This is a genomic window from Shewanella sp. 10N.286.52.A9 (assembly GCF_041468985.1).
Taxonomy (GTDB): Bacteria; Pseudomonadota; Gammaproteobacteria; order Enterobacterales; family Shewanellaceae; genus Shewanella; species Shewanella japonica.
In genome coordinates, this window is sequence record NZ_JBFRJQ010000007.1 from 315,169 (window position 1) to 327,526 (window position 12,358).

The 12,358-nt window shown below is 38.3% G+C and carries 11 protein-coding genes; 3 read left to right on the top strand and 8 right to left on the bottom strand.

Annotated features, from left to right (window positions below; genetic code table 11):
• Window positions 1-18 precede the first annotated feature (18 nt).
• Window positions 19-2,616 (bottom strand): TonB-dependent receptor, encoded by a 2,598-nt coding sequence (locus AB4128_RS07470; protein ID WP_055025645.1) that lies wholly within the window; start codon window positions 2,614-2,616, stop codon window positions 19-21.
• A 444-nt stretch (window positions 2,617-3,060) separates the two neighbouring features.
• Here AB4128_RS07470 and AB4128_RS07475 point away from each other — a divergent pair, with 444 nt between their 5' ends.
• Window positions 3,061-4,071: a LacI family DNA-binding transcriptional regulator gene (locus AB4128_RS07475; RefSeq protein WP_119968922.1), complete on the top strand. Its 1,011-nt coding sequence runs from the start codon at window positions 3,061-3,063 to the stop codon at window positions 4,069-4,071.
• 68 nt (window positions 4,072-4,139) lie between these two features.
• Here the strand turns inward: AB4128_RS07475 and AB4128_RS07480 are convergent, their stop codons facing one another.
• Window positions 4,140-4,478, bottom strand: a complete 339-nt coding sequence (locus AB4128_RS07480; protein WP_055025643.1) for a P-II family nitrogen regulator — start codon at window positions 4,476-4,478, stop codon at window positions 4,140-4,142.
• A 223-nt stretch (window positions 4,479-4,701) separates the two neighbouring features.
• On the opposite strand from AB4128_RS07480, the gene AB4128_RS07485 reads away from it, so the two are divergent.
• The gene (locus tag AB4128_RS07485; RefSeq protein ID WP_119968921.1) at window positions 4,702-5,223 is read left to right on the top strand and encodes a GspH/FimT family pseudopilin; all 522 of its coding nucleotides are present in this window, start codon (window positions 4,702-4,704) and stop codon (window positions 5,221-5,223) included.
• Between the two features lie 88 nt (window positions 5,224-5,311).
• A complete protein-coding gene (locus AB4128_RS07490) occupies window positions 5,312-5,836 on the top strand; it encodes a GspH/FimT family pseudopilin (RefSeq protein ID WP_372037370.1) in 525 nt (174 codons plus the stop codon).
• 157 nt (window positions 5,837-5,993) lie between these two features.
• Here the strand turns inward: AB4128_RS07490 and AB4128_RS07495 are convergent, their stop codons facing one another.
• Genes AB4128_RS07495 through pilV form a run of 6 tightly spaced genes read right to left on the bottom strand, consistent with a single transcriptional unit; the run spans window position 5,994 to window position 12,225 of the window.
• On the bottom strand, window positions 5,994-6,293 hold the full coding sequence (locus tag AB4128_RS07495; RefSeq protein ID WP_372037371.1) for a TapY2 family type IVa secretion system protein: 300 nt from the start codon (window positions 6,291-6,293) through the stop codon (window positions 5,994-5,996).
• Complete coding sequence (locus tag AB4128_RS07500) at window positions 6,290-6,685, bottom strand: type IV pilin protein (RefSeq protein ID WP_372037372.1); 396 nt, start codon at window positions 6,683-6,685, stop codon at window positions 6,290-6,292. The genes AB4128_RS07495 and AB4128_RS07500 overlap by 4 nt, the downstream gene beginning before the upstream one ends.
• A 5-nt stretch (window positions 6,686-6,690) precedes the next feature.
• On the bottom strand, window positions 6,691-10,218 hold the full coding sequence (locus AB4128_RS07505) for a pilus assembly protein (protein ID WP_372037373.1): 3,528 nt from the start codon (window positions 10,216-10,218) through the stop codon (window positions 6,691-6,693).
• Window positions 10,218-10,664 carry a PilX N-terminal domain-containing pilus assembly protein gene (locus tag AB4128_RS07510; protein WP_119968916.1) on the bottom strand — a complete coding sequence of 149 codons (447 nt, stop codon included), beginning with the start codon at window positions 10,662-10,664 and terminating at the stop codon, window positions 10,218-10,220. The genes AB4128_RS07505 and AB4128_RS07510 overlap by 1 nt, the downstream gene beginning before the upstream one ends.
• Window positions 10,665-10,694: 30 nt before the next feature.
• Window positions 10,695-11,666 carry a PilW family protein gene (locus tag AB4128_RS07515; protein ID WP_119968915.1) on the bottom strand — a complete coding sequence of 324 codons (972 nt, stop codon included), beginning with the start codon at window positions 11,664-11,666 and terminating at the stop codon, window positions 10,695-10,697.
• 10 nt (window positions 11,667-11,676) lie between these two features.
• Window positions 11,677-12,225, bottom strand: a complete 549-nt coding sequence (gene pilV / locus AB4128_RS07520) for a type IV pilus modification protein PilV (RefSeq protein ID WP_119968914.1) — start codon at window positions 12,223-12,225, stop codon at window positions 11,677-11,679.
• Between the last annotated feature and the right edge of the window lie 133 nt (window positions 12,226-12,358).

Here is a 12,358-nt window from a genome sequence, read left to right on the forward strand (position 1 = left end):
TATGAATTAATTAACCGATTAGAAGCGTAGGTTTAAGCCCACCTTATAACGAGCTTCACCTTCAAAGCTCCAAGCTGGGTAACCACCTTTTAGCTCTGGTTTCACATCCGCACCATCTGGTGCAACACCTAACTGAACACTGTCCTCTTCAAGTAAGTTAACTACTTCAAATGAAACACCTAAATATTCAGTAATGTTGTAGTTAGCACTTAAATCCAATGTGCCATAGTCTTGGTGCTCACGGTTACCATAGAAACCTGGTAATTCGCGGATCATGTATTCACTACGCCAGTTATAAGCAACACGAGCCGAGAAGTCTTCCATCTCGTAATAACCCACTAAGTTAACTGTGTGTTTAGAAGAATCAGAGAACACGCTAACTTCGTCTGGGTAATTTTCAGGTGATGCGTCTGAATCAGCAAAAGTATAGTTTGCAGAGTAACCAAATCCGTTATCGAAACCATCTTGGATTTGTAGTTCGACACCTTGAATTTGACCGCCTGTACCGTTTTTCTTAGTTGACTTAGTCCAGTTATCTTCACCTGAATCAGGGTCAATAATACCGATACTTTGGTCAAGAATTTGATCAGAAGTAACAAACGAACTGATATCCTTAATAAAGTATGCCGCACTCATTAATCCATCAGGGCTGAAGTACCATTCAACGCCTAAGTCAGCTTGAGTCGCTTTAAATGGCTCAAGGGCAATATTACCTGTGTTGACGACTTCGTTACCCGCTGTTCCGTCTGCATAACCCGCTAACGCAGAAGATGCAAACATGTCACCGTAATTCGGACGTGAGATAACTTGTCCTGCAGAGGCACGAATTATCACATCACTAGCAACATCAAAAGCAATGTTCATGCTAGGTAAAACATCACTGTAACTTGCATCAAGTGTGCTTAAGTTATCTGCATAAGAACCGTCAGCTTGGAGTGCATAATAATCTGATGACGCATCGGTAGAAATATAACGTAGGCCAAAGTTACCGCGGATACCGTCGGCTTCAAAATCAGCCATTAAGTATAATGCTAAGTTTTCTTCGTTAATTGTACCGTAACCTGACTTATAAACGGTTCCGTCTTTACTGAAACCACTGATTGCTGCTTTTGCATCTTTTAGCATTGCATCAAGGTTCGGCTCAGGTAACGTGTAACCTGCACCAGAAGACATTGAGCCGCCATAGTAAGCTGTTGCATCTTTTGAAGTGACATCAGCATTGACTATTGCAGGATAAGTCTCTTGCTTAACATCATGATCAGCCCAGCGCACACCAGTTTTAAATGAGGTAATTGCACCTAAATCAACAGGAATCGTGAAATCAAATTGTGCATAAGTTTCTTCATCTGAGTTAGGTTGTTTCTTTAAAGACCAACCTGCTGGCGCTAACTGACCACCAAAATCTTCTGCACCAAATGATTTATTTGCTACATCAATTTTAATGACTTCACCAGTCGCATCATAAGTACCAGCGTAATCAGCTGGTGTACCTAACCAAAAACCATAGTTAGCAGTTAAATCGGTACCACCTTCAGATTTAGTATTACCAACACGGCCTTCCATAGTGAAACTATCGGCTTCATATTTGAAATCGAAATCTACGGTATTTGAATCCATGCTTGCTTGGCGAGCCCAAGTTTGTGCCCAACCTGGGTTTGCATCATCTGCACCACGGCGATAGAAGGTACAAGTACCATTGCTATTTTTTTGCTCACAAGCAGCATCTTTATCATCTGGGAACATTACGAATAAAGACGTGTTAGCATTGTTTGCTTTCATGTCTAAGCTCATTAAGTTCAAACCAAACTCTAAATTATCAGTTGGGTTATATTGGAATACACCATTAATCGCTGTACGTTCACGATCTTGTTGGAATGTCGTAGGGACGATATCACCCCAACCTAGCAATGATTCAATACCATTACGTTGGTAAGTTGTTTCAGAACCCGCTGCAGAAATTAAGAAACCAAAGTTTTCGTTTTCATTTTTCCAGCTGTATAAGCCAGATAATTCAGGATCAGTTTCTTCAGAGATTGTGCCGTAATCACCTTTAGCGCTAAGGAATACAGTGTTGGCATCTAAATCTAATGGTTTACGTGTTTTAACAATTACCGTACCGCCCACGCCACCTTCAGGTAAATCAGCCTGAGATGACTTATATACTTCAATCCCACCGACCATTTCAGGCGGTAGTAAGCTGTAGTTAAAGCTACGGTCAATAGACTGTTGATCATACCAACCAGTAGAAGCTACTGAATGTCCGTTAAGTAGTGTACGTGTTAAGCTGCTTGAAGCACCACGAATTGACACTTGCTGGCCTTGACCAAACTGACGGTTTACAGCAACACCTGGTATACGGCCTAATGACTCACCCACGTCACCATCAGGAAATTTACCAATATCTTCTGCGGTTACCGCATCAACAACTGAGTTTGAAAAACGTTTTTCATTAACCGAAGCCTTCATCGAGGCACGCATGCCTTTTACTTCGATTTTTTCAATGTTTTCTTCAGCAGTCTCAGCATCAGCAGCCACTGCTCCAACTGAAACCATACTGCCAAGCAAAATAGCAATGTTAGTTGCTAAAACATTTTTCTTAAAATTAATAGGTCGCATCTTCATTTCCCTTCCATAACTTTATTATCGTTTTTGGATACATAACCATTCCAACCGGAATGACAACGCTGTCATGTCTAGAGCAAACATTACACAATTATTAACAGTCTTGCCACAACAAAATAACTTTACTGAGCATTTTTTGTTATAAAAACAATCAAAGAAAGATAGAAATACCCACTTAAACCATTAAAAAACAAAGTCTTGAGAAAAATAATAATTTGTAGCATTTTTGATACAAGCTCTTTATAAAAGCCACTGTTCAAACCAGATAGATAATTGGAGATTGCCTAATTAAGTAAAAATAAGCACTATTAGAGTTATATGAGCTACCGTTATTTCGTCAAGTACACGGTTTGAAGACACGTTATTAGGGGATAAATGTCATCAAATTGAGATAAATAACTGTTAAGCTACTCGCCTGAATAAAAGAGCTATAAACAAATGAAAGTAACCATCAATGATGTTGCCAAACATGCTGGCGTATCAATCAAAACAGTGTCAAGAGTCACCAATAAAGAAAGCTCTGTAAGACAAGCCACCATTGATAAAGTCAATGCCGCAATCAATGAGTTAAATTACCAACCCAATTTAGCTGCCCGTAATCTTGCCAGTACTAAATCTTACGTCATCGGCTTTATCTACGATAATCCCAACGCTTATTACATTATTGATATGCAAAATGGTATTTTGTCTGCTTGCCAAGACAAAGGTTACGAATTACTTATTCACCCGTGTGATGCAAAATCAGCGGATATTTGTGATGAACTAACTAAGATGGTTAAGCATTCACGTTTATCTGGTCTAGTATTAACGCCTCCCATGTCTGAGGACCCTACTATTTTAGCTGCACTTGATGAAATAGATGCCAACTACGTCCGCATTATTGCAGGAGAAAAAGCCTGTGCAGACAATGGATTAGCTGTTCTAGTAAACGATAAGCACGGCGCTTTAGAAATAACACAGCACCTTATTGATATCGGTCATACAGAGATTGGATTTTTAAGTGGTGATCAGCACCATGAATCAACCAAAGAACGATTAAGTGGCTTTAAAAGCGCATTAAAACAAAACCAACTGAGCGTAAACACTGACTGGGTACTAGATGGTCAGTACTCTTTTGAATCTGGTGTTGAAAATGCCAATAAGTTAATAAATTTATCTCAGCGTCCTACTGCAATTGTCGCATGTAACGATGAAATAGCCGCAGGTGCTTTATTTGCCGCAAGATTAGCTGGATTAGATATCCCAAAAGATCTTTCCATCGTAGGCTTTGAGGATAGTCCATTCTCACGCCAAACTTGGCCTAAACTGACAACGGTGCATCAACCTAACGTCAAAATTGCAAAAGTCGCAACTGAATTACTAATTGCTAACAGTAAAGAGACCGTAGAAAAACGCTCAATGGTATTTACTCCAGAGCCCGTCATTAGAGACTCTTCATCGACTCGCTAATCATAGTTGTTAGTGACTAAAAAGCCTCTAAAATTTAGAGGCTTTTTTGTTGTTCAAAATGTCAAAGATTAAACAGCTTCTTCGTTTTCTTCGCCCGTTCTTATACGAATAACACGTTCAATATCAGTAACAAAAATCTTACCGTCACCAATTTTACCAGTTCTTGCCGTATCAACAATCACTTCAATTGCTTGATCTAACTGTTCATCTTGGATGACCAATTCGATTTTAACTTTAGGTAAAAAATCCACCATGTATTCAGCACCACGATAAAGCTCTGTGTGGCCTTTTTGACGACCAAAGCCCTTAACCTCTAGAACTGTCATCCCAGTAATACCTATTTCCGCAAGTGACTCTCGCACATCATCAAGTTTAAACGGTTTAATAATGGCTTCTACTTTTTTCATCAATCACTCCTGTTTATAAGAGATGCGAACTCTTTAGGTAATTATGCATTTGAACTTAATAATGATTTTTCGTTGTTTATGTTACTTGAAACAATTTGGAGATTCATCTGAATTACATATTTATTTTTTACTTTGAAGCGGCAAACTTCAAAAATCACACTATAGTTAAAACAATTATTGAAAGGACTCAGTAATTATAATTGACAACCAAGGACGGAAATCAATGAAATTCTCTCGCTATAGTAATGGCTTTAATCTAATCGAATTAATAACAACCATGAGTATCTTTAGTTTACTATCTATTATTGCTCTTCCTTCATTCAAAAATTTACAGCAACAACTCAGAGTTGACAGTAACTTAAGAACCATACAACAGTCTATGCAATTTGCGCGCAACATGGCCATTAACTACGGGACAAGAGTCACTGTATGCCCTTTATCTGAAGGTAAGTGCTCCAGAGATTGGCAAAATGGTTATGTTATTTTTACTGATTCAGGAAAAACTAATGAATTTAATAGTAGTGATGTCATCCTATTAGAGGTAAATCAGTTCAATCAGGAAGATATCGTCCAATATAATAGACTAGCAGTTCGCTATCAGCCTGACGGCCTTGCATCAGGTACCAATGGGACTCTCACTTATTGTCCAGAGTCTCATAATAGCCCTAACTCCAAAGCTCTCGTTATAAACCAAGCGGGTAAAGTCCGGTTCTCAACAAAGAAAACAATCATTTGTAAGAATTAATGGTCTTGTAATTTTAACCTAAACAAATCAATGAATTTATTTATCCTGTTGGTTATACTTACAATTATATAACAAAGGATATTAACAAATGATACTTAAAACGAAAGGATTTACGTTAGTTGAGCTTATGGTTACTGTCGTAGTTTCCGCTATTTTAATCACTATTGCGATTCCATCTTTTTCTTCGTTATACGAAGGTCAGCGGGCAAGTAGTAATATGAGCACGATTAAATCAAGCCTGCAGTTTGCTAGGAGTCAAGCGGTAAGCTACGGGAGCAGAGTATCGATATGCCCTTTTAATGGCACAAGTTGTGGCTCAGATTGGACTCAAGGGTTTAGCATTTTTATTGATAATGGAACTTTAGGTTCTTTAGATAGTACGAACGGTATTCAAGATACAATTTTAAGAACCGTTGATAGTTTTAACAGTGACGACTTTATTAAATCCTCTGCCTCTCGATATACATTTAATACCGATGGACTAATGAATTTAGGACTATCTGGTAGTATTGTTTATTGTCCTGGTTCTACCACAAATCCAGACTCTAAAGGCATATCCATTGGTATATCTGGACGAATATCTGATATAGAATCATCTGTTGATTGCCAATAAAGTACATTGGCAATCACCAAAACTATTAATTTTTCTCACAATCAATATTAAATGTGACTTTTAAAAGTTCAATTAAGCTGCAGACAGACTCTTTTAATGTCCAAACCTAAAATGAACTTGTCAAACAAGTTCATAAAACAATCAAACCACAGCTTAATTAATATGTACTTATTTCCTCATCCATTTTTTGTGCATTTTTTGATTTAAATGGCTCCTCAGTTAGAACACATTGCTCTATCCCTCTAACGACAGCTCTCTTACCTGAAATTGTACTCACTTCTTGAGCCAAAATAGCAGCCTGTTCTTGCACTGCTTGACTCGGTAACCAGAAGAAAGTCGCAATATCGTTGCCATAATTTGTCTCAATAAAACATTTATATGTATTATTTTTTTCGTCTTCTTCAGCGAAAGTCGAAAAACTAGTGATCATTAAAAATAAAGCCATTGCTTTAATCATTTCCAACACTCCTTTGGCAACCGAATTCCTGTATCTGTCAACGTAATAGAAACACAATTTGGGTCTCGTGTAATTTGACTTCCTTTAGCAGATGCAGTCAAAGTAAAGCTTGTATTATTAACAACTACCGAGTCTATTTGATAATAATTATTATCAACTACCCAAGGGTCGGCATTTAAACCCAATTTAGTCATATCAGCGGTATACTTACGATTATCTAAATAAAACTGTTCTTGCCTATTTGCAACATCCATCAAGCCAGCTAGGCCATCTGCTCTGGCTCCTTTAGCAACAAACTGAATATAAGAAGGGTAAGCAATTGAGGATAAAATACCAATTATCACAACAGCAATCATTACCTCGATTAATGTAAAACCATTTCTAATTTTCATCTAACTTACTCTTCTATATGATAATAAATTTTATTAACGCCTAAACCACCACCAATACATTTATCATCACCCGGTGGACAACCATCATCATTGGGCTCATCAGCTTTCTTCATATCTTCTCCTGCAGCACCAATTCCTATCAAATACATGTAGCTTTCATCTTCGCCGTTTGGAGGTACCACTAGCTGCGGAGTATCAGGAACTCGGTCACCCATTTCTAGATATTCTTGAGTATAAGAGCGAGTGCCTTTATGAAGATCAAAGCCATATAAACGTCCTTTACCTGATACTAAACATTGATTTGCTGATTCAGCGACCCCTGGTACATATGAAGTAAAGAAAACTCGACCTTGTACAATAGTAGATGCTGATAAGCTTTTCTCGCCTACTCCTCCAAAGCTATAATACCATCCACGTTTTTTACCAAACTCGATATTTTCATCTTCAGTTGATGGAGCAGCACTAGAAACATCATATAAGTTCGACAAATCTAATGCTTCAGGAATCTCACTACCCGTAACTCCAGTGAAGGATTTAGTAACAACATTCCTATCTTGTAAAACAAAGAACTTATCAGCACGCGAAGTGTCGAGAGGATGTGGCCTGTGCCCTGTACCAACAGTTACAGCATCATAAGGGACATTTTGATACGATCGAATAGTACTAGTGCCATCCGGAGTCGTTACTGTCACATCAGATATATTTGTGAAAATAGTCTGAGCTACGGCTGGTTCAGCAAAAAATCGCCTATCGTTAGTCTGTGATGCTCCACCTAAACTAGCAAATTTATGTGCAGTCCAAGGGGAAGTTGAATCATCAGGTGAACCACCTGGCAAATCCATTCGCCACACGTTTGCACCTGTATCTGTTGCATATATACGATCTGTTAAACGATCGTTATTACTATCAAGAATAGCCACTCTATTTGGAATGCTATCAGCAATTCCATCTAGTTTAGTTTTATTCGTTCCTGATTCAGTTCCAAAATGATGAACGAGAGCCCCAGTTTCAGCATTTAAAATGTATACACTACGACCATTTGTATCATCAGAGCCAACACCATCACCATCCTTAGTCGAAGGGTTATAACCTCCACCTATAACAACAACCGGTAAAGCAGTATCGACTGACGTGCTTCCTGATGGGAAACCAGGAACATAAGTAATTACAGGCTCTGACCAAGATTGACCCATTTCTGACATTCCTTGGGAGTCAGGATCCACTTTCCACAAATATTTAGGAGCATCAGGGTTAGTAATATCTAGAGCATAATAAGACTTACCACCACGGCGCATCCCAACATACAACCAAGCTTTTTCGATTACACCACTAGCAGTTCTTTCTACATGTGCAACAGGAGAGCTATCAATACCATAAACAGAATGAACGCCAGTAGGGACATTTGCCCTTAACTCTCTAAGGTTTGGTAATAACTCTTGAGGCATAAACGCCCAACTCTCTTCAACTTCATCACCTTTGTCTTTGAACATATGAAGAAAGCCATGGTTAGTGCCAAGTATTACTCTCACATCCGGTGAACCTTCAGTACCGTAGTTAATTGCTAGGGGTTTCGAATGTAGTGGGTCACCCATAATGTCTTGACGGTTTTCAGTTGTTGAATTATTGCCATTATCATCATCTACATCGACACCAGTCGCCCAATCAAACAGTTTGTCCAATTCAGACTTATCAACTCCCATAAATAATGCCAACTCATCATCACCAGAAATTCCAGTGCTATTGCTTGCATTTGTTTTAGTAAATGCTTGTAGTTCTCCTCCTGAACCAAAATTACCATATAAGGTTCTGTTAGAGGTCCCTTGTAATATTAATGCTGCACCACCAATAGCGACATCATTACCATCTCCTCCCCCACTTGTAGCTTGACAAACTGATTTTGCAGTCCAAAAAGAACAAGCTGATGATTTAAGATTTCCATCATCACCGATTGCATTATTACCATCTTGATCTACTACATCACCAGATCCAGTTACTTTAAACTTCTTAAGATTGCCAAACCATCGAGGTCCTTTATTAGGTAAGAACATTGCGTAATAAACAGAATCAAGGGTTTGTGTTCTATCGAAGTTATTACTCGAAATAGAAGGTGATGTGAAACTAGAATTCGTTTCCAATATATTTGAAAAAATTGCTTGTAATGCTTCTTGTAGTTTTTGAGCATCCGCAGCTGAATAATATGCACCATTACCACGTAACGCAGTTTCTTTAAGTATGGGTGCTGCGCTAGCTGCGCCAGAACTAAAACCAATAGTATAAGTATTAACTGTTTGCGTGCCGTCTAGACTGGTATTAACATCGTTATTACTTATCCATCCTGCAAGAGCTGGTAGGTAGTTCCCATCGTATTTATCTGCAGTTGTTACCCCATCTAAAGCAAGAACTTGACTATCTGCATTATTATCTCTTGTTGGTTCACCATCAGTTACGTAAATGACATAGGCTTTGTCTTGGCATTGTTTTCCAACAAAAGGCGAGTCATAACTGCCCCCAGTTTCAATACTCGTATCACGTAAAGGCGTTCTATATGGGTCATCATTACCAAACCAAACACTTTTGCCCGCAAAATAGCGGTATGCTTCATATAAGTTTTCACAAAGAGGAGTATATCCATCAGCGTTCAAGTCACCAATAGTCGTAAGAAGTTTACCCTTTGTTGCTTCAGTTGTTGGTGATATACCATAGACAATACGACCACCACTTCTCGAGCCATCTTTATCATTTCGGTTAAATACTGACAAACCAAAATCCACACCAGGAGTCGTAACGATTGTATCCTCAATTACACGTTGAGCAACATCCATCCGAGAATAGCTCTTTTGAGATTTTGTACTGTGGTACCAGTTAACATACTTCTCTGTATATAACGTTATTGGCTGACCAGTACCGAAATTTGTTAACTTCGCTTTTTCTATTGCGGCAGCTAGTTCATCAGCAGTTGAAGTATTATCTGCTGCAGTATATCTAATAGGATCTGCACTCGTACCTAGACCGTCTACAGGAAAACCCCAAAAGTTAGTATTATTGTTGTAATACACTTCTTCAGCGATATCTTCATAACAATCGACCTGCTGAATTCCAGAACCATCTGTTAAAGGCAATTCAGACCATGTACCATTTTCGCCGATGTATTTATGTTCACGAATATAGCCAGTAAACATACCGTAGTCTTCAAGATATTGCTCTCCGACGTCACAGCCATTTACTCCATGTAAAAAGTATTGATTACTAGATGCAAGAGGAATATCACTACTACTACGAGTAAAAAACAGTTTGGTATTTTGTAACAGCGAACCATCACTATTTACATTTTCGTCACCACGAACATATGGGACATCTGTGGTGAAATTTGTCCCCATACTTCCTGAAGTATCAAATATAATTAATACCTGAGGTCGAGAGCCTGAACGGGCTGTTGACTCAAAAACATATAATTCGGTGTCATCAGCAAAGCTATCAGCACAAGTACCAATAACCGCGAAAGTAAGTGTACTTATTAGTAAATTTTTCATCATTAACTCCCTGACAAAACTTCTTGTTCAAAGCCCAAGACTATAGTTACTTGTCCTAAATTGCTTCGTCCAAAGTTTGCAGAACTGGAAACTTCAAGGCGTTTACAAAATATTTCAACTGAATTAGCTTTAGCTGAACGCTGGCAAACATCATCTCCGACGCCCATTGTCATCGGTGTAATGGTGTTCTGGACACCTAAAGCTGCATCATTCATGACAGTTTCGGCAACCATATTAGCCATTGTTGCTCCGCTATTATCGGCAAGCATTTTTTCTTGACCACCTTGCACTGATATCATAGCTTCAATTCTTTCAGAACCTGCTCCCGCCATTCTAAGTGACTGGGTCGAATTAACAGCTAAAGCCACACCTATCACGGTCATAATAACAAGCACGATTAAGGAAAAAAATAGCACTATTCCTTGTTGTTTTTTTAATGAAATCTGCATGTTTTCACCTAAATTAAATGTTCATAAAACTTAATTTCTTATTAATACAGGGTTTTCAAGTACTACAGTCGTTGAAACCACTTTTCTTCTATAATTGTCATTCAATGGACCAATAGATTTATCACCCAATTTATAGGTCACGTCGTTGGTATAGTCTTTATCATTACTTGACGTTCTGACGAGTAGAAAGACCCTTAGTGATACTAAGCGTTGGAAAAAAGCATTATCCCACATCAATGTTGTTACATTTTGGGCTGGCATATAACTATCGGCAGTATCATCACCATTACTATCAAAACCATACAAAATTCGCATGTTTTCAATTCCTTCAACTAACTGTTCTTCGTTATTCATGCCATTACCAATAGACAAAGTTCGTCTTTTTAAAATTGGAATATCACCGTCTTCTTCGATGTAATAAACATGATGTTGAAACTCCCAAATACGACTATTGAGTAACGTAGGAGGCGCAACATTACCATTGAAAAACTCTATCTCATTGGAAGTTGAAGCAGCATAATAACGTGATGTATTCATAGCCGCTGCAGCTACAGATGGTCCGACTAAACGCTTTAGTTGAATAACATCAGTATTAGACTTAGGTGTTATACACGCTAGGCTTTCTGAACTCACACCAGCTTCATAGCCCCATAATCGTCTAAAATGAGAAGGTTGAATATTCGGGAAGCTTGAATTGTTAGCTCCAGCACCAACACAATCATTTGCAACTGCAGTAGCTGTAACCCTTGTATTCATCCCAAGGTTTAAATCAGTCCCTGTGATATCTCCAAAGAAACCGAGTTGACTTAAGTCTCTTTCAATAATTGTAAGCGCGATGCGTCCATTCTCTTGCAGTTGATTAAACTGACTGGTTGTAGAAACATTGCTAGAAGACATACTAAACATTGTAAAAATACCAATCGTTAAAAATAAACTGATCACCATTGTTACCATTAACTCAACAAGCGATAGCCCTGCTTGATATGTATATTTCTTGAACATTATTAGAGCCTTATATAATCGCTGTTTCAATCACTAATGCACGACGCCTATCACTTGAACTACCACAACTTTGAGCAAATGAGCTACCTTCAGATAACCCATCAGAAGATGCTCTAATTCCTCTCCAAGTAACAACAACAGTGACATCGCGTCCACTAACAGCTATACAAGCAACTGAAGTATCAAGTCCCCCCACGTTAGAGCCTGATGACTTTTCAGTATCTCCTTGCAGCATTCTTTCCCATTGATATAAATCCCACACTCTAGTTTCAATACTCGTGCAAATGCTATTTGCTCCCACACTGACATCACATTGTTTTGCAGGTGCAGAGGCGGTGCCGGAATATGTTCCAGCATAATTTAGTAATTCAGAACGATTCATTCGCATTCGATTGATAATGTCGTTGGCATAGTAAGAAGCTTGAGTTTGCTGAAATGATTCGAAGCTACCGCGTTTTGAGACGATATGCAGATTAAAAATTCCAATTAAGCCTACGGTCAAAATAACCAAGGAAACTAAAACTTCAATTAAGGAAAATCCATTCCTTTTCGCTGACATGAGTGTCAAACCTCCATTTTCTGCCAGTATATTGACAAAATGATTATAATTATTTGTTTAAAATCTAAAACTTAGATACAAAATACTACAATGTAAAATAAGAGTCGAGCAAGATGTAATCAAAACTAACAAG

What these genes read in the sequence shown, in the direction of transcription:
- AB4128_RS07470 (WP_055025645.1), bottom strand. Translation starts at nt 2,616, where the DNA reads ATGCGACCTATTAATTTTAAGAAAAATGTTTTAGCAACTAACATTGCT.
- AB4128_RS07475 (WP_119968922.1), top strand. Translation starts at nt 3,061, where the DNA reads ATGAAAGTAACCATCAATGATGTTGCCAAACATGCTGGCGTATCAATC.
- AB4128_RS07480 (WP_055025643.1), bottom strand. Translation starts at nt 4,478, where the DNA reads ATGAAAAAAGTAGAAGCCATTATTAAACCGTTTAAACTTGATGATGTG.
- AB4128_RS07485 (WP_119968921.1), top strand. Translation starts at nt 4,702, where the DNA reads ATGAAATTCTCTCGCTATAGTAATGGCTTTAATCTAATCGAATTAATA.
- AB4128_RS07490 (WP_372037370.1), top strand. Translation starts at nt 5,312, where the DNA reads ATGATACTTAAAACGAAAGGATTTACGTTAGTTGAGCTTATGGTTACT.
- AB4128_RS07495 (WP_372037371.1), bottom strand. Translation starts at nt 6,293, where the DNA reads ATGATTAAAGCAATGGCTTTATTTTTAATGATCACTAGTTTTTCGACT.
- AB4128_RS07500 (WP_372037372.1), bottom strand. Translation starts at nt 6,685, where the DNA reads ATGAAAATTAGAAATGGTTTTACATTAATCGAGGTAATGATTGCTGTT.
- AB4128_RS07505 (WP_372037373.1), bottom strand. Translation starts at nt 10,218, where the DNA reads ATGATGAAAAATTTACTAATAAGTACACTTACTTTCGCGGTTATTGGT.
- AB4128_RS07510 (WP_119968916.1), bottom strand. Translation starts at nt 10,664, where the DNA reads ATGCAGATTTCATTAAAAAAACAACAAGGAATAGTGCTATTTTTTTCC.
- AB4128_RS07515 (WP_119968915.1), bottom strand. Translation starts at nt 11,666, where the DNA reads ATGTTCAAGAAATATACATATCAAGCAGGGCTATCGCTTGTTGAGTTA.
- pilV (WP_119968914.1), bottom strand. Translation starts at nt 12,225, where the DNA reads ATGTCAGCGAAAAGGAATGGATTTTCCTTAATTGAAGTTTTAGTTTCC.